The sequence below is a fragment of the Methylobacillus flagellatus KT genome (assembly GCF_000013705.1).
Lineage (GTDB): Bacteria > Pseudomonadota > Gammaproteobacteria > Burkholderiales > Methylophilaceae > Methylobacillus > Methylobacillus flagellatus.
The window spans coordinates 1,985,154-2,003,314 of the sequence record NC_007947.1; the positions used below are offsets into that span (position 1 = coordinate 1,985,154).

Sequence of the window (18,161 nt, forward strand, 5' to 3'; positions counted from 1 at the left end):
TCAATCCCCGGCACGCCTGACATCCCAGGCATCACGTAGCTGGTCTCCCAGCACATTGACCGCCAGCACCACCGACATCAGGCTGATGCCAACCACCAGTATGTAATGTGGCGCGACCAGTAAATAGCGCACCCCATCCCTGAGCATGGCACCCCAGGATGCATGTGGTGCCTGGATACCCAGCCCGAGGAAAGAGAGGCTGGCTTCGGCAATCACCAGGCCGGCGATGCTATAGGTCGCCTCCACCACCAATGGCGCCGCCAACAGGGGCAGCATGTGCTTGCGCATGATGCGGCCTGCCGATGCTCCCAGCGATTGCGCCGCCTGCACATGCTGGCGCTGGCGCAGGCTCAGCGCTTGCGCGCGCGTCAGGCGGGCATAACCCACCCAGGAAGTCAGGCACAATGCCAGCAGCAGGTTGTCGAGGCCAGGCCCCAGCACGGCGGCAAATGCAATCGCCAGCAGGATGCCGGGGAAAGCCAGGAATACGTCGGTCACCTGCATCAGTGCCCGGTCCACCCAGCCGCCGCAATAACCGGCCAGCAATCCAATTGCGGTACCTACGCTCAGTGTCACAGCCGTCACCAGCAATGCCACCAGCATAGAGACACCCGCCCCGGCGGCAATCCGTGCGGCGATATCGCGGCCCAGGTCGTCAGTACCGAGGACGTGATGTGTGCCTGGTGCAAGCAGTACTTGTGTCAAGTCGATATCATCCGGCTTCAGGTCGAACAATAGCGAGCATGCCACGGCCACGAGCCAGAAGACCAACACCCAAGAGGGCCAGCGCTTCACGAGGCGAACCTCACCCTGGGATCAAGCCGGGCATACAGAATATCTGTCATGAGGTTGACCACGACGTAAGTCAGCGCAATGACCACGACGCAGGCTTGCGTCACCGGATAATCGCGCTTTTCGATCGACTCCACCAGCAACCGTCCTATGCCTTCCCAACCAAACACGGTCTCGGTAATCACGGTACCCGCCAGCAGGCTGCCCAATTGCAAGCCGACCACGGTGACGATAGGCAACAACGCCGCGCGCAAGGCATGCCGCAGGATTACCTTGCGTTCGCTGATGCCTTTTGCGCGTGCAGTACGGACAAAATCCTCGCTCAATACTTCCAGGAGGCTGGCGCGGGTCATGCGCGTCAGAATCGCTGCGAGGCCGAAGCCTAAGGTCAGCGCAGGCAGCACAATGGCACCCGGTTCGCTCATGCCGCTGACCGGCAACAGGCCCAGCCACAACGCCAGCAGCAGCATCAGCAAGGGACCAAGCCAGAAATGCGGCATGGCGGACAAGGCCAGGCTCAGCAATGTCGCCAGGCTATCCTGCCATTTGCCCTGCCTCAAGGCTGCCACTATCCCCAGCGGCAAACCCAGGCCGATGGCAATCAACAAGGCGCACAACGCCAGGCAGGCAGTGGCAGGCAGGCGCTCCAGCAGGGTGTCCGCAATCGGTTTGCGGCTGTGGATGGAGCGGCCGAAATCCCCGTGTGCAAGCGCTGCCAGGTAATGAGCGAATTGCACCGGCAAAGGCTGGTCCAGCCCAAGGTCCGCACGCAGCTTGTCGCGATCGGCCATGGGAGCAGACTCTCCCAGCATCACTTCGACAGGGTCGCCCGGGACCAGATGCACCAACAGAAATGTGAGCAACAGGACGCCAAAGACCACCGGCACAATGCCCAGCACGCGTTTAAGCATCCAGCACCATCACCTGTGTATTGACGGGCACCAGATCAAACAGCTCGCGCACATCGGCATTGCGCATGCGGATGCAGCCGTGGGAATGCGCTTCGCCCATGGGCTCGCATTCCGGGGTGCCGTGGATGTAGATATAGCGCTGCATGCTGTCGACATTCCCCAGGCGGTTGAAACCGGGTTCGCAGCCGGATAGCCAGAGGATGCGCGTCAGTATCCAGTCACGGCCTGGATGCTGGGCATGCAATGCAGGTGTCCAGACCTCACCCGTAGGCCTGCGGCCACGGAAAACTGCGCCCAGCGGTTGTCCGGCACCGATCTTGGCGCGCACGATGTGCCGGCCGCGCGGCGTGCAATAACTGTCTTTTTGCTCGCCGGGGCCATTAAGCGCCGTGGAGACAGGATATTCCTTCAGCAAATGCCCGGCATCGTCGGACAGACGCAGTATTTGCAAGGGGATGGAAACTTCAATCTTCATCTACATTCCTGCCGACTGGTTCCTGCCCGGAAAGACGGACTTCAGCTTGCTGCGCTTGACATCCACCAGGCCATCCCAGCTCCCGTCCGGCTGCAAGGAGTAGCCTTTGATATGATCCCGGGTGGCAGCAAACTGCCCCTCATACCAGAGCGGGATATACGGCAATTGTGCATGTACACGTTCGGCGACGCTGGCCCAATCGCTCACGGCAATCAACTCGTCCGTTTTCGGATCGGCATAATGTCCACGATTGGCACCCTTGGGCGGTACCGAGGAGGAGTGGAACGCATGATGGTAGATCTCAGGTGTCTTGATCCCCACCCACATCAGTCCGTATAGCTGGAAATTGCCGCGCTTGATGTCGTCGAAGAATGTGCCCCAGTCCAGGCTGCGGATCTCGAGCTGGATGCCGGCATCGCGCATCTGCGCCTGCATCATGGTAGCCAGCCTGACCCGCTGGGCATCGGTAGAGGTCTTGTAGACCAGCTTCAAGGGCAGGCTGACCCCGGCACGCAACAACAGCTCACGTGCCAGCACCGGATTATATTCGTACGGTTTCAGGTTTCCGTTGCCAGCCCAATGCTCTGGCGGGAGAATGCTTTCCGCAAGTCGGCTGTGCCCAACCAGCGCATGCTTGATGATGGATTCCCGGTCGATCGCATGGGCCAAGGCCTGACGCACCAGGGGGTTCCGCAGGACATCATCCTGCAGGTTCAGGCCGATATAGGCAAAATTGGACCCTTCGGACTCCTGTACATCAATGCCGGGCTGCTGCTTCAGGTAGTTCACCAGCTCCGGCGGCAAGTCGCCCTGCAGGATATCCGCTTCACCGCGCACCAGCTTGAGCACACGCACCGTCGGATCCCGAACCTCCTCGAAAACGAAGCGCTTCTTGTCGGAACGGCGCTCAAGCTTGAGCGAACGCTGCCAGGAAACGAACTTGAACGGTCCGCTGCCTACCGGCTCCCTCGAAAAATCATGCTGCCGCGCAATCAGCTCAGCGGGAAGTATTCCCAGTATCAGGCGCGCGGGAAAGTTGCTGTCTGCATCGTGGAGAAAGAAATCCAGGGTATTCTCGTCGCGCACCTCGATCTTGCTGATGTTGGCGAACTCGGCCGCGTGCGGCGAATCTGCCAGCTCGATGACAGACTGGTAGGTAGCGGCAACATCTTCTGCAGTCAGGTAGCGCCCATCATGGAAATCTCGTCCATGCCGTCCCAAGGTGAAACGAAACAGGCGCGGAGACAGCACACGCCAGCTAGCCAACGAGGGAGCCGGGCGTGCATGGACGTCAAAATCCACAAGCGAGCGATAAATCAACCGATTGACCCGCGCAGAAGCGGCATCGGTGGCATAGCGCGGATCCAGGGTTTGGGGCAGTTGGCTGACCGCGCTGCGGATTTGCACCGGTGCTTTATCACGGCTGCAGGCATCCAGCAATAGCAGCGATGCCACCATGGTGATGGCCAGGCCGCCGAGACGCCATACCTGCCACGTCATGGACTCGCCTTCTCGAACAATGCGATGGACTCCACGTGCGAGGTGTGGGGGAACATATTGATCACGCCGCTGGCAAGCAAGCGGTATCCCTTGGTATGCACCAATATCCCAGCATCGCGTGCCAACGTCGCCGGATTGCAGGACACATACACGATACGTTGCGGGACATGCGACGTATCGGCATCCGCATCCTCGATATCAGGCAAGGCTTTCACCAGCTCGATCGCGCCGTCGCGCGGCGGGTCAATCAGCCACTTATCGAAACGGCCCAAGGACTGCAATAGTGCCGGCGTCATCTTGAACAAGTCCGCCTCCTGAAACTCCACCTGGCCAGCCAGGCTATTGAGGGCCGCGCTCTCATTGGCACGCGCCACCAGCGCGGCCGAGCCTTCCATGCCAAACACCGAGGCGCCGCTGCGTGCGATAGGCAGCGTGAAATTGCCCAGGCCGCAGAAGAAATCGGCAATGCGCTCCCCAGGCTGCGGCTGCAGCAGCTGCATGGCGCGGCGCAGCATCACCCGGTTAATGTACGGGTTGACCTGCGTGAACTCCGTCGGCTTGAACGGATAGGTCAGGTTGAACTCAGGCAGGGAATAGCTCAGTCCCGGGCCTTGCAGCGGATAGAACGGCTGCACGGTATCCGGCCCCTTGCTCTGCGTCCAGACCTCCACGCCGTAGCGGTCGGCAAATGCCTTGATGGGAGCGGCGTCCTGCGGTTGCAAGGGCTCGAGTATGCGCAACACCAGTACCGTGGCCAGCTCCCCTACCGCCACCTCGATCTGCGGCAGGCGGTCGCGTATGCTGAGCTGGCCCACCAGCTCCTTCATCGGCACGATCAGGTTGGACACATGGGGCGGCAACACCCTGCAACTGTCCATGTCCGCAACAAAGCTGCTGGATTTCTCATTGAAACCGACCAGAACGCCGCCTTTTTTCGCCACATGGCGCACACGCAGACGGGCCTTGTGGCGGTATCCCCAGGCCGGGCCGTAGATCGGCGGCAACATGCGCTCGGAACGGGTCTTGCCGATATGCCAGAGGTTGCTCTCGAGCATGCGCTGCTTGGCAGCTACCTGCCCGGAAAACTCCAGGTGTTGGATGGCACAGCCCCCACAGACACCGAAATGCTCGCAGCCAGGCTGGGTGCGCAGATGAGAAGCCTGCAGGACATCCAGCACATCGGCAACTTCGTACCTTTCCTTGCGGCGGCGCACTTTGTAGGTCACCTGTTCGCCTGGCAGCGCGCCGTCGATAAAAATGGTCTTGCCTTCGACGTGGGCGACGCCCCGCCCTTCCTGATCCAGGGATTCAACTAATGCAATAGGAGTACTCATGAATGGTTTCTAGTCATGCAGGGCGAGCAGTGGACTACTGCCGCCAGTGGTTTAAGAATTCCTGCCAGTGCTCGCCCTGATAGCCGGCCAGGGTATCGCGCACCAATGTGATTTCACGCTCATATGCGGCCCGGTCCAGCACGCCGCGCATCAATTGGAAGCGCAGATAGACAAGATAAGTGTTTGCCACGTCGGTTTCGCAATAATCGCGAATCGCATCGATCTCGCCCTTGACGAAGGCTTCCCATACCTTGCTGCCATCCATGCCCAGCTTGCCGGGAAAACCGCACAATTGCGCAATCTCGTCCAGGGGCGCATTGGCCCTGCCGTTGTACAGCGCCATCAGGTCCATCAGGTCCATGTGGCGGGTATGGTAGCGACTGATGTAATTATTCCACTTGAACTCGCGGTCATCGTCGCCCATGTCCCAGTAGCGGGGCGCGACGATACCATGCACCAGCCCGCGATAGTGCAGCACCGGCAAGTCGAACCCGCCCCCGTTCCAGGAAACCAGGTTCGGGCTATATTTCTCTATACCATCGAAAAACCGCTGGATGATCTCCTGCTCCGGCGCATCCGGGCTGCCCAGCGTCCAGACGCGGAAACTCTCGCCCTCACGCAGCGCGCAGGAAATTGCCACGACCCTGTGCTGGTGCAAGGGCAGGAACTCGCCGCCATTTTGCTGGCGGCGCTTGTGAAACGCCACACGGGCAACATCCTCATCGGTGGTATCATGCGGCAAGCTATAGAGAGTGCGCAGACCTTCGGTATCCGGAATGGTCTCAATATCAAATATCAGCGTAGGTGTCATGTCGTGGCCTTGTTGTATCCATGCCTATTTCTTCACCCAGCCGTTGCCGTCCTGGTAGTACCAACCACTCCGGGCCTTTTGTATCCAGCGCTGGGCAAAGGTACTGCGCACTTCGCTCTCCCATTCGGGGTGACTGTTGGCATTGGCAATTTCCCTGTACAACGCATTGCGGTCATTGTTTTCCGCCGCCACCAGCGCATTGAGGCCCTGGCGCTGCGCCAGCGGCACAGCATTGGCATCCCGTACGGCCACCAGCCCGTCGCGCGTAAAACCGACCGCCCCGCTGGCGTAGAACCCGGCCAGCTGCGCATGTCTCGCCTGCATGCTGCGCTTGATCGCTGTGATTGCGGGGGTATTGATTTCCAGGTCCGCCGCCGCATGCGCCAGCGCAAAGGTCAATACCCCGACCAGCAGCAGGCACGTCGTGATGAAACGTTTCATTGATTTTCCTCCTGTTCCGGGCTAGACGGTAATGTCTTGTCCTTCAATTGCCAGACATCGTCGATGATGCGGTCTGCTGCCTTTTCCGCTGCGGCTGCCGGGAAATAGATGTTGATGGTGACGCAGGCTGTCAGTATGAGTAGCGCTGCCAGTGGCACTGCCCAGAGCCATGTTCTTAGCATTCAATTACCTCTTAAAGCCTTGATTGAAGGTGATCAATGAGTGCAATGGTGCACAAACCCTTGATTGCATTTCTGGATTCAGGCATTCATTGTAACCTACGGCAGCCCAGCCTGGCAGGCTGCGGCATTGGTTCGGCATAGCGCCTGGCGGTTACGCCTTCCTGCCTTTTGAGGGCATGGGGTGTAAAGGTGGAATCATGGCAGCCATCAATTGCAACCTGCCTGTCGTCACGCCTCGCAGCGCAATCAACTCATCCGCAATTTTCTGCACATCCTGGGCGGGTCCCTGTACCAGGATCACCTCCATGGTTTGGTTGTCGGTCAAGTGCACATGCAATGAACTGATGACCTCATCCACATGTTGATATTGCAGGTCCGCGATGGTCTTTTGCAGGCCGCGGGTTGCATTGTTGTAAAGGAGCGTAATGGTGCCGACCATGACTTCATTGCCTTTTTCGCGCTGATGCTCCGCCAAATACTGGCGAAGCATGTCATTGATGGCCTGAGAACGGCTCTCGAAGCCACGCTCGGCTACCATGATGTCCAGCTCTGCATGCAATTCGTCCGGCAGCGAGATACTGATGCGATTGACTGGCCGGCTGCGCTTTTTCTGGGCCTCCATGAAACACCTCATTTATCCAATAGTGCGGAAGTATAAAGCGATGTCAGGCAAGTTTCGAGCACAGCATGCCACGATTGACTGTGAATAGAGGCCCGCCTCGCTTGCCGAGACGAGCCAACATTTTTTAGAACATATAGCTGTAGCGCTCTACTTCCCACTGACTGATGCTCAGGTGGTAGGCATCCCACTCCTGGCTCTTGTAAGTAATGAACTCATCCCGCAGCTCCTTGCCGAGGGTTTTTTCCATCAACCCATCGGCAGCAAAGCAGGCAACGGCCTCCTGCAAGGTTTGCGGCAGAAAGTGGATACCACGCTTCTCCCGCTCTTCATCGTTGATGGCGTAGAGATTGTCCTCATTGGGCGCCCCTGGGTCGAGCTTCTCGCGAATGCCCTCCAGGCCTGCAGCCAGCACCAGCGCAGCAGCCAGGTAAGGATTGACCGCGCCATCGGCATTGCGTGATTCACAACGTCCCCCACCCTGCGGCACCCGCACGGAATTGGTCCGGTTATTGGAACCATACGAATTGAATACCGGTGCCCAGCTGAAATAGCTCATTGCCCCACGACGCACCAAGCGCTTATAGCTGTTGACCGTAGGCGCGAATACAGCGCATAGCGCTGCTCCATGCTTGAGGATGCCTGCAATGAAGTGATAACCGAGCGGGGTCAAGCCCAGGCCGCGTGGATCATCCTTGGGATCGCAGGCGAACAGGTTCTTGCCAGTGTCCAGATCGTACAAGGACATGTTGAAATGCGCGCCGGTTCCGGTCTTGTCCGCAAACGGCTTGGGCATCATGGTCGCCAACAGGCCTTCTTCCTTGGCGTAATGCTTGGCCATGTAGCGGAAGAAGGTAAAGCGATCGCACATGGTGAGCACATCACTGTAGTTGAAGTCGAACTCGAACTGGCTGTTGCCGTCTTCATGGTCAAAGGAGTACAGATCCCAGCCCAGGCTGTTGATCGCGGTTGCCATCTTGTCCAGCCAGCCGAAATTGTCCATGAAGCCGCGCACGTCATAGCAAGGCTTGACCAATTTATCGTCGGGGTTGGGAATGGCGAGCTTGCCGTCGGCTTCCTGCTTCAACAGGTAGATCTCGCATTCAATCCCCAAATTCATGCCGAAGCCCATGGCCGCAGCCTGTGCCAGCACGTTCTTCAAAGCCACGCGCGTGTTCAGAGCATAAGGCTGGCCCTGAAAGCCGTTGTCTGCAGGCATCCAGGCCACTTTAGGCTCCCATGGCAATTGGATGATGTGGTCGAGATCGGGAATGGAGGTCAGCTCATCGTCGCTGGGTGCCTGGCCCAAGCCATCCAGTGCATAACCGGTATAGCGCTCGGAGCCGGCTGCCATCTGCGGCAAATGGTCGATCGGCACCACCTTGGCCTTGGGCACGCCGTGGATATCGACATAAGCACCGATGCAATACTTGATGCCTTTATCCTTCATTGCATTCTGGATGCTGGTTACTTCTGCGGGGGATTTCATGATCACTACCTTTATAAAAAAACGACTGGGATAAAATTGTCACGCGGCCCCAGGCTCAAGCCTGGGCCTCGTCATCAATGGGGTATCAGTGGCGGCGTCTGGCGCCCTCGATAAATGCAACATGCTCGCCATATTCATTCCACGTTATCGTTGACGTTCACCAGCCTGATCATATGAGGATGGACGAGCTGTTCAGCCTCTGACTGCGGCGGGTGAATCAAGGCTTCCAGCCTGGCCTTGGTCGCAATAAATTCGGGACTGTTGAACTGCTCTGCCGAACGGGGACGCGGCACCGGCACCTCGATCAGTTCCTGTACCTCGCCTGGATGCGCCTTCAGGACCAGGATGCGATCGGCGAGGTGAATCGCCTCATCCAGGTCGTGCGTGATGAAGAGGATGGTGATGTCAATGTTGCGCCAGATGTCGATCAGGTGCGACTGCATGCGGGCACGGGTTTGGGCATCCAGCGCCCCGAATGGCTCATCCATTAACAGGATGCGCGGCTGGTTTACCAGTGCCCTGGCAATCGCCACACGCTGTTTCATGCCTCCAGAAAGTTCATGAGGATAGGCATCGGCAAACTTCTCCAGCCCGACCAGTTCCAGCCACATATCTACTTCGCGAGCGGCTTCCGAGCGCGAAACATTGTTCATTTCAAGCCCGAACATGACATTGCTCTTGACGGTGCGCCACGGGAACAAGGTATATCCCTGGAACACCATGCCTCTGTCGCGGCCCGGCCCGTTGACCGGCTTGCCGTCGACCAGCACCTGGCCGCTGCTGTAGCTCTCCAGCCCTGCGAGGATGCGGATCAACGTAGACTTGCCGCAGCCCGAGGGACCGATCACACACACGAACTCTCGCCTGTGGGTTTTAAAACTTACATCCTTGAGCGCCAGGGTCTTGCCCTTACTGCCTTCATAGATTTTATGCAGTCCCCGCACCTCCAGGACCACTTCGCGTTGCTTCAATCTCTCAAAGCGCGACTTCACGGCCGGCTGTTGATCTAGGTAGCTAGGCAGGCTATCTTGCTGAATGTGTTGGCTCATTCGCTTACTCCTTGTTTGCTGGCTTGTCCCAGGGGAACAAGCGCTTGCCCAGCCAGGCCAACAACATGTCCGTGCTGAGCCCGATTACGCCTATGATGAAAATGGCGGCATATACATTATCAAAATGTTCATAGCGCGCTTGCTGGGTAATGAACCAAGTAATGCCCGACGAGGTGCCGATCAGCTCGGCCACGATGAGGTAAGTCCAGGCCCAGCCGAGCAGGATGCGCTGGTCACGATATAACTGTGGCAAGACGCCCGGAATCACCACGTGCCGCAACAGCTTCCAGCGGCTGGTCCCCAGTGTCATGGCGGCTTCCAGCAACGCATAGTCCAACTGGCGTGTGGTATTGGAGATGATCAGCACTTGCTGGAAGAAGGTACCGATGACAATGATGGCAATTTTGGGCCCTTCGTAGATACCGAGCACCGCAACTGCCAAGGCCCCAAAAGCGGGTGCGGGCAAGTAGCGGAAAAACTCGATGAACGGCAAGCACAACCGGCCTGCGACACTCCAAGTTCCCGCCAATATGCCCAGCGGTACACCTACCAGCGACGAAATCAAAAATGCATAGGCAATCAACTGAATGCTCTGCCACAGGCTCTGGTGTAGCCACAGGCCATCGCGCTGGACAGGCGGGGTAGTGAAAGCGCTATACAGCGCTTCGATCACCTGATGCGGCGGCGGCAGGTAGATAGGGTTGGCAGGCTCGCCAAGCGGCAACTCCTTGCCCGCTTGCTGCATCGCCAGCACCTCCTGGTGGAATACCTGCTTCTTCACCAGCATATCGACCTGGAAATAATCCACGTCCCCGGGCGCAGCTATCTTCACCATCGGGTGCCAAATGACGGGCACATAGCTGACCACGGCCCAAACCAGCAGCGGCAGCAGGAAGGAAGCAATCGTCAGCAGCCTGCGCCGCCGTGGCGACAGCTCCTGCCTGACTGCGAACCAGCTTGACAAACCCATGACCAATCCTCCCGCGCCTATTACTGGTTGACCAGGGTCGGATCGATCGCACGCTCAATATCTTGGGGCTTCTTGTAAATGCCTGATTTGACGTTGAAATCATCTACGATCTTGGAAGAACCATACAGGGACTTGAAACCTTCTCCCTTCACCATGACGGCCTTGCTCTCTTCCAGCGTCAACAGCCGGGTTCCCTTGAGCAAAGGCATATAAGCCTCGGGCTTGAGGCCAACACGGGCAGCCATGATCTTGACCGCATCCGGCTGCGTCTTGGGATCATTAATGTAGCTCACGACCCGGTCCCATACCTTGACCACCTTTTCCCAGTCGGCACGGCGAGCGGACAAGCTGACGGGGTTGACGGTCAACACGTCGTAAATCAGCCCGGGCTCATCGGCAGAGGTATAAATAGGCCTGGCGCCCGGGACGCGCTTCATGGCCTCCCCTGAATTGGGCTGCCATGCACCGATGGCATCCAAATCACCGGAAGCCAGCGCCTGTGGAGTTTCATTGGTCAGTGTATTGACCAGGGTGACGTCGCTTTCCTTGAGCCCGGCTTTTTCCAGGCCGTTGAGCAATAGCAAGTGGATGACAAAGCCGGTTTCCAGCCCGATTTTCTTGCCCTTGAGCTCGGCCAGGCTCTTGATGCCAGGCTTGGCCACGATCATGTCATTGCCATTGGAGTAATCCGTGACAATGATCATCACATTCTTGGCGCCGCTGGCACCCGTCACCAGCGCGTCGCCGTTGGTCACGGTTACCGCGTCGATCTTGCCCGCAGTGAAGGCATTCATTGAAGCAGAATAATCAAACCAGTCGAATTTCACATCAACGCCGGCTTCCTTGAACCAGCCTTTCTCGACCGCCACCTGCCAGGCTACCCACCCCGGCCAATCACTATGCCCAATTCGCAGGGGAGCCGCTTCAGCAACTGCGGCAAATAAAAGACTGGCACCCAGCAAAGTAGCACCAACGACCTGCTTTAACTTAGAAATATCGAATACAGCTGCCACGACAACCTCCAATTAGTATTACTAAAAATAAAATCAGTAATACTAAAGCAGGTTATGTGCCAATCTTGAAAATAAAAAATAATCAATAAAAATCAATGCAATAATAAAAAATTCTCAACTACACCCAAGATACAGTGTTCTGGAGACGCGCCAATTGAGTGCTTAGGCACCTAATTGAACATGCCATCACGCACCAATCTAAGGATGCCTCGCAAAAAACTGGCCAACCCACCACGGGGAAAGTGAGCATGCAACATCACAACCATTACCAGGAGACGGGGATGACGATCAATTCGTCAGGATTGCGGGAGGGTTACTGGAGCAGGATGACGATGACAAGATGGCTGGGTTAATCGATCACCGGCTTGGGGTTGTTTTCCGTCACATGCCGCAGGCGCGCGAGGAGATCGCTCCATCCCACGTGGTGGTTATAGCCCATCACGGTGATGGCCGGGATGCCGCTGCCCTCGACGATCACATAGCCTTGCGGGGTATTTTCCACACCGCCCATCTGGCAGATGTCGTTGCGCAGCTGGCAATGCCAGCCTATGCGTTTATAGTTGAACTCACTGAAGAAGCGCAGCAAGCTGCGCTGTATCGCTGCCGCAGCCCCTGCGCCGCCCAGCGCAGTAATATTCTCCACCGCACGCTGGGAAATCTTCTTGCGATAACTGCCGGGGCTGCTATAAAGACGGGCATCGAAACCCACAGGCTGCCAGTTGGACAGCTCCAGGCCACGTACATCGCCATCCAGCTTGCCCTCGATCGCCCCGAACGAGAAAGTGCGCGTGATATCGCCCAGGTCCAGCTGGCGCACCTCCAGGTCGGCATGCAGCCTCGAGGCTGCCTCCAGCGGCGTCTGCATGTGGAGATTGCGCACGACCACATTCCCATTGAACATCTGGAACAATAAATCGCCATTGGCCGTGAGACTGCCTGCGCTGTAGGTCACCATCGGGATCGCCGCAGCCACCTTCCCCTCCATGCGCGGCCAGCCCAGTGCGTGGCTCAATGCCGGCATGGAGATCGGCACCAGGTTGGCCCGCAAGTGCCAGTGCCAATGCCCGGCAGCACGCGTGGCGGAAACATCCGTCAGGCTAAGCGCACCGTCGAGGATAGGCAGGTAGAGTTGCGGCATGGTGACCGCATATCGGTTGAGGTCAGCCAGCACACTCGCCTCCCCCAGGGGAATCTTGAGGAAATGACCGCCGCCATAGGCGAGCTGGGCCACATGCGACTCGTCATAGGACCATGGAATACGACTGTTGAGCCCGTGCAGCGCGAAACGGCCATCCAAGTCTTCAAGATCGACATCGTTGAGCACAAGCAACGCAGAGACGGGATCGCCTTGGCGCATCTCGAACCTCACGCTGGCCTGGCCGGCGATATCGAGCTTGTTCAAGGCACTGTCCACCAGTAAAGGCTGCAATAACAAGGAATAAAACGCGGACAGTTCCAATCGGTCTGCGTCCAGGAACAAATCCTTCAGGCTCCCTGCCTTCCAGCGTGCGCGCAGCGCAGCCTTGCCCACCTTGGCGAGCGTGACATTGGCCGCCTCCACCGCCAGCTCATCCCCGGCATAATGCCCATTGGCCACCAGCTGATGTCCGCCCTCGGCAAAATACCAGGGTTGCCAAAACAGCTCGCCACCCTGCCAATCCAGCATGGCCTGCCACTGCCAGCCATCGGCCTGCTGACGCAGGTCCAACACGACATCGGCGTTGAGCTTCTCCGCCGCCTGGGTCCCCGCCTGATTGCTGAACGAAGCATCCCGCACACTGGCAACCACCTGGTATTGCGGAACATCCGCCTTGATCTGCTTGAACAAAAGATTGAAAGGTAGCCTTACATTGGCAGACCTGAACTCCCCACGCTCGCAACGCCACTCATCCGCAGCCGGATGCCCCGCCTGCGCACAGCCCAATGCCAGCGCCTGCCAATCAGCGTCCTCTTTCTGCCGCAGCTCTGCCTGTAAATCCATATGACCATCAAGCCCCAACTCAGCCTTGACCTTGCGCAAACTGACCGAGGGAGATACAACCGTGTCTGCCTCTATGCTGATAGTGCTGATTGCCAAGGCAGGCGAAATCCATGCAAATATGCCGCAGGTCACCCAGACCAAGACAATGGGACGCCAATAGACAAACTTTGCATTCATTAAGCTATCCAATGGACGCAGCATGCTACGTCCGGCTTTGTTCAATATATGTATCATCGTCATGACCCTCCGCTACTTGCCCCTGCGTGTGTCTATCGGATAACACCGAATTGGAAACACATACTGCCAGGCCCACGCCTGCGCCTCGCGCTGCGAAAGCGCTATAGACTCAACCTAAGCGGTTGTTTGGCCGCCACGACTTCAGAAGGCCACGGCAAGTCCTGCTGCAACACCTGCTGATATCAAGAACAGCAAAGCGGCCTTGATCGGGTTGTTTGTTGAAGCGGACACCTGCCGATTGACAGCCAAGTCACTCATGAAAAAGCAATCTCATCAACCCCTCTCTCTGCAGGATGACGCTGGCCATGAAGGAAAATTTAGCGCTGAATCCAGTCCACATCGGCATCTTTCGCGGGAATTAAATCATGTCGCACACATATGGCAGCACCTACCCTGTCAAGCAATCATAGCAATGAGCCATCTTCATGATGGCTGCCTGGACATGGCGACATTCCCAAAGCAAAGTGATCAGCCAAATCTTAGGCGGCCTAAACGATTATGTATAGCTTGGTGCCATTGAAATCATAGGAGGGCGCATCAAGTGAGATATTTCCCCATCTCATACGACGAGTCTATCTAAATATAATGTAGGCACAGTGGGGGTTTCTGCATGACCAAGTCGTTGAAGTTCGCCGCAGGGCGAAATATTGCAATGAAGACTCGGCCTCATGCCTACGATGACACGGTACGCTTCTACCGTGATGTGATTGGCTTTCGCCGGATTCTAGAATATCAACCGGCAGTGGCCTTTGAGTTTGGAGGCAATCACCCCACCTTTGGATAGATCGTATGCCGGGCTTGAGTCAAGCTGAAACTTGGCTTGAAGTACGTACCAATGATTTGGCCGCTGCGAAGGCTCATCTGGCATCTGCACAGGTAGTGCGCTGACGAGATAGAGCCTTTGCCAGACGGTTTCAATGTGCTCTGGATAGCTGGTCCTGCGTCTATTGTTCACCTAGTGCGCCAAGAAGAAGAATAATGCGGTGGGTCCCACCTGACAATTCATTGAAGCAAACGCCTCTTCGCGGCGCAGCTTAATTCAGGTTGGAGCTATAGGAAAGTCGTCAGTCAATCCGAGAATTCGTTACGGTGACGGGAGAGCTGCGCTCCTCGATGTGGAAGGTACTGTGGTCGGTGGTGTTGTCTTCATTCTTAACTTTGCAACACCAACCCGACCCCGAAATCAACACTCTCCGGTACGTAGGCCAGGAAGATCAACGCCGCTTGCTCGCATTGCGGGTAGCATTTATGCGCTGAAAATACGTGAGTCTATGGTACTGAATGCCGGACGCTTCCTCTCCGATATAGCCAAGCCGGCATTTCTACAGATAGCTATAGTTCTACTGTAACTGCGATACCGATACGGATTATTCCCTCGTTGCTCGTGTAGCGCCTTTCTTCAATCTCTTCAGGCCGATCTTGAATAACACTCACAACGTGGGCACGAGGGCATCGCTACATCAATGCGATTAAGATGGAAACACGCCGGTGGAAAGATACCGATCACCCCGATCACACACAATCGTCACGATCACGGCATTCTCCACACGCTTTGAGAGTTGCAATGCCGCATACAAGGCGCCGCCAGAGGAAATGCCGGCAAAGATGCCTTCTTCCTGCGCCAGCCTGCGCGTGGTTTTTTCCGCATTTTCCTGGTTGACGTACACCAGCTCGTCGATGCGCTTGGCATCATAAATTTTGGGCAGGTATTCTTCTGGCCATTTGCGGATGCCAGGAATCTGCGCGCCTTCTTCAGGCTGCACGCCGACGATGCGGATATCGCGGTTCTGCTCCTTGAGGTAGCGCGAGGTACCCATGATGGTGCCAGTCGTCCCCATGCTGGAGACGAAATGCGTGATCTTGCCTGCTGTGTCGCGCCAGATTTCCGGGCCAGTGCCTTCGTAATGCGCCAGCGGGTTGTCCTGGTTGGCGAACTGGTCAAGCACGATGCCCTCACCCTCCGCCTGCAGCTTGGTCGCCACGTCGCGCGCCAGTTCCATGCCGCCGTCGCGTGGCGTCAAGACTAGTTCGGCGCCGTAGGCCTTCATGCTTTGGCGGCGCTCCACGCTCTGGTTGTCCGGCATGACCAGCACCATTTTGTAACCACGCATCGCCGCCACCATGGCCAGTGCGATCCCGGTATTGCCGGACGTGGCCTCGATCAGGGTATCGCCGGGCTTGATGTCGCCGCGCGCTTCCGCGCGCTTGATCATGGAAAGCGCTGGCCGATCCTTGACCGAACCTGCCGGGTTGTTGCCTTCGAGCTTGAGCAAGATGGTGTTGCTGGTCTTGCCCGCCATGCGCTGCAGCTTGACCAGTGGGGTGTTGCCTACGAAATCATCCAGGGTTTTGTACATGTGGTTTCAATCAGTTGCTGGGCATGCCTGGCTGGCCTGCCCGGAATTCCAAATCAGGCTTTCTTGTGAAAAGCCAACAAGACGGCGAATAGGCCCAGGCCGACAAACGCGATCAGGGAAAGCTGCGGAATGGTCAGACCGAACAAGGTCCAGTCTATTGCCGAACATTCGCCGGTGCCCTTGAATATCAAGTCCAGGGCCTTTTTCAGCGGGAAGGTTTCCATGATGTAGTCAAAGCCCGCGCCGCACTCGGCCATCACCTTGTCCGGGTTGGCCTGGATCCAGATATGGCGTGCCGCGATGCCTATGCCGGTCGCGGCGGCGATGACGTGCAACAGGCCATACACCTTGCGCCCCACCCTGCCGGGGTTGTGCAGCGCGGCCAACAGGAACAATATCCCCAGCGCCATGAATGCAATCCGCTGGGAGATGCACAGTGGACAAGGCTCCAGGTTGTATTTCTGTTGCAGGAACAAGGCCAGGCCCACCAGCCCGAAACTGGCGACGAAACCAAGGAAATACCCGCGGCGCCCAGCAAACAGCTTATTGCACATAAACAAAGCCCCAGCACTTATAATGAAAGTCCCGCAATTGTAACGGATACATCCCGGTTAGCACCAATCCATGCTGCGATACCCGGGCCCGGCCGCCAAACAATCTTAATAGACATAAACCTATATAGCACAACCCCGATATGGTAGACCCTCAACGCATCCTCAGCGTCAGCGAACTCAACCGCATGGCGCGCGAACTACTGGAAACCAGCTTCCCCTTGTTCTGGATCAGTGGCGAAATCTCCAACCTGACCCGGGCGGCCTCGGGGCATTGGTATTTCTCGCTCAAAGATCAGGGTGCCCAGGTGCGCTGCGTGATGTTCCGCAGCCGCAATGCCTACCTGGACTGGTCGCCACGCGAGGGCGACAAGGTTGAGGCGCGGGCCGTGGTCACGCTTTACGAAGCCAGGGGCGACTTCCAGCTTACCATCGAGTTCCTGCAGCGCGCAGGCCTGGGCAACCTGTTCGAAGCCTACGAGAAGCTCAAGAACCAGCTCGCCGCCGAAGGCCTGTTCGCCGCAGAGCATAAGATTGCCATTCCCGCACACCCACGCCAGATCGGCATTGTCACCTCGCCCGACGCTGCCGCCTTGCGCGATGTGCTCACCACCCTGCGCCGCCGCATGCCTGCGGTCAATGTCATCATCTACCCCACGCCAGTGCAGGGTAAGGGCGCGGCCAAACTGATTGCCGACGCCATCCGCACCGCCGACCAGCGCGCGGAATGCGACGTGCTCATCGTGTGCCGGGGCGGCGGTAGCATCGAAGACTTATGGCAGTTCAACGAGGAAATCGTCGCGCGCGCCATCCATGTCTGCACCTTGCCGGTCATCAGCGCCGTCGGCCATGAGACCGACTTCACGATCGCGGACTTCGTCGCCGACGTGCGTGCGCCCACCCCCACTGCCGCTGCTGAATTGACTACCCCTGACCGCAGCAGCCTGCTCAATACCCTGTTACAACACCGCAATCGCCTGGCACGCAGTATGCAAAACCTGCTCCAGCAACGCAGCCAGCATCTCGATTACTTGAGTCGCAGGCTGTTGTCCCCCATGCAGCAGGCCGAGCACAAGCGGCAACACCTGTCCCAATTGCGCCTGCGCCTGACCCAGGCCATGGCCAGGCAGTTGCAGAGGCAACACCAGCATTTGCAAGCAGTGCAGCAAAGTCTGGCGCACTTGAACCCAAGAGCGGTATTGCAGCGCGGCTACGCACTGGTGGAGAAATTAAACGGCGAACTGGTGCAAGACAGCAATCAACTGGCGCCGGGCGACCAGGTCAAGCTCACCCTGAGCAAGGGTAGCGCCCAAGCTGAAATCCGCGACAAAGGCACTTGAGAATGGCTAACAAAACGCTCCTGCCGTTGTTGCTCTATATGCTAGTAGCGCTTGCTGGCCAGGAATGCTTGTGCTTCACTACACTAAATTAACCGCACTTAGCCCCCCA

Annotated in this window: 17 protein-coding genes; 1 reads left to right on the forward strand and 16 read right to left on the reverse strand. The window is 57.5% G+C overall.

The window, feature by feature from the left end:
- The 16 genes from MFLA_RS09445 to MFLA_RS09520 all read right to left on the reverse strand — a co-directional run bounded on the left by MFLA_RS09445 (position 1) and on the right by MFLA_RS09520 (position 16,715).
- Complete coding sequence (locus MFLA_RS09445; RefSeq protein ID WP_011480068.1) at positions 1–795, reverse strand: ABC transporter permease; 795 nt, start codon at positions 793–795, stop codon at positions 1–3.
- A complete protein-coding gene (nikB, locus tag MFLA_RS09450) occupies positions 792–1,703 on the reverse strand; it encodes a nickel ABC transporter permease (RefSeq protein ID WP_011480069.1) in 912 nt (303 codons plus the stop codon). The genes MFLA_RS09445 and nikB overlap by 4 nt, the downstream gene beginning before the upstream one ends.
- Complete coding sequence (locus tag MFLA_RS09455) at positions 1,696–2,178, reverse strand: L,D-transpeptidase (protein WP_011480070.1); 483 nt, start codon at positions 2,176–2,178, stop codon at positions 1,696–1,698. The genes nikB and MFLA_RS09455 overlap by 8 nt, the downstream gene beginning before the upstream one ends.
- Positions 2,179–3,678, reverse strand: coding sequence for an ABC transporter substrate-binding protein (locus tag MFLA_RS09460; RefSeq protein WP_011480071.1), 1,500 nt, complete (start codon positions 3,676–3,678; stop codon positions 2,179–2,181).
- On the reverse strand, positions 3,675–5,012 hold the full coding sequence (gene rlmD / locus MFLA_RS09465) for a 23S rRNA (uracil(1939)-C(5))-methyltransferase RlmD (protein WP_011480072.1): 1,338 nt from the start codon (positions 5,010–5,012) through the stop codon (positions 3,675–3,677). Before rlmD ends, MFLA_RS09460 begins: the two co-directional genes overlap by 4 nt.
- A 34-nt stretch (positions 5,013–5,046) precedes the next feature.
- Complete coding sequence (locus MFLA_RS09470) at positions 5,047–5,823, reverse strand: 3'-5' exonuclease (protein WP_011480073.1); 777 nt, start codon at positions 5,821–5,823, stop codon at positions 5,047–5,049.
- Positions 5,824–5,847: 24 nt separating this feature from the next.
- Positions 5,848–6,264, reverse strand: coding sequence for a YdbL family protein (locus MFLA_RS09475; protein WP_011480074.1), 417 nt, complete (start codon positions 6,262–6,264; stop codon positions 5,848–5,850).
- On the reverse strand, positions 6,261–6,446 hold the full coding sequence (locus MFLA_RS09480) for a hypothetical protein (protein WP_011480075.1): 186 nt from the start codon (positions 6,444–6,446) through the stop codon (positions 6,261–6,263). The genes MFLA_RS09475 and MFLA_RS09480 overlap by 4 nt, the downstream gene beginning before the upstream one ends.
- Positions 6,447–6,597: 151 nt before the next feature.
- Complete coding sequence (nikR, locus tag MFLA_RS09485) at positions 6,598–7,068, reverse strand: nickel-responsive transcriptional regulator NikR (RefSeq protein ID WP_011480076.1); 471 nt, start codon at positions 7,066–7,068, stop codon at positions 6,598–6,600.
- Between the two features lie 124 nt (positions 7,069–7,192).
- Complete coding sequence (glnT, locus tag MFLA_RS09490) at positions 7,193–8,554, reverse strand: type III glutamate--ammonia ligase (protein ID WP_011480077.1); 1,362 nt, start codon at positions 8,552–8,554, stop codon at positions 7,193–7,195.
- 134 nt (positions 8,555–8,688) lie between these two features.
- Positions 8,689–9,603: an ABC transporter ATP-binding protein gene (locus MFLA_RS09495; protein ID WP_011480078.1), complete on the reverse strand. Its 915-nt coding sequence runs from the start codon at positions 9,601–9,603 to the stop codon at positions 8,689–8,691.
- 4 nt (positions 9,604–9,607) lie between these two features.
- Positions 9,608–10,573: an ABC transporter permease gene (locus MFLA_RS09500; RefSeq protein ID WP_011480079.1), complete on the reverse strand. Its 966-nt coding sequence runs from the start codon at positions 10,571–10,573 to the stop codon at positions 9,608–9,610.
- Between the two features lie 20 nt (positions 10,574–10,593).
- Positions 10,594–11,586, reverse strand: a complete 993-nt coding sequence (locus MFLA_RS09505) for an ABC transporter substrate-binding protein (protein ID WP_011480080.1) — start codon at positions 11,584–11,586, stop codon at positions 10,594–10,596.
- Positions 11,587–11,935: 349 nt separating this feature from the next.
- Entirely contained in the window at positions 11,936–13,744 is a 1,809-nt protein-coding gene (locus MFLA_RS09510; RefSeq protein WP_229407046.1) for a hypothetical protein, read from the reverse strand.
- Positions 13,745–15,273: 1,529 nt separating this feature from the next.
- The gene (cysM, locus tag MFLA_RS09515) at positions 15,274–16,161 is read right to left on the reverse strand and encodes a cysteine synthase CysM (RefSeq protein WP_011480082.1); all 888 of its coding nucleotides are present in this window, start codon (positions 16,159–16,161) and stop codon (positions 15,274–15,276) included.
- Between the two features lie 53 nt (positions 16,162–16,214).
- Entirely contained in the window at positions 16,215–16,715 is a 501-nt protein-coding gene (locus MFLA_RS09520; protein WP_011480083.1) for a disulfide bond formation protein B, read from the reverse strand.
- A gap of 140 nt (positions 16,716–16,855) precedes the next feature.
- Between MFLA_RS09520 and xseA the strand changes: the two genes are divergently transcribed.
- Positions 16,856–18,052 (forward strand): exodeoxyribonuclease VII large subunit, encoded by a 1,197-nt coding sequence (xseA, locus tag MFLA_RS09525; protein ID WP_011480084.1) that lies wholly within the window; start codon positions 16,856–16,858, stop codon positions 18,050–18,052.
- The last annotated feature ends 109 nt before the right edge of the window (positions 18,053–18,161 follow it).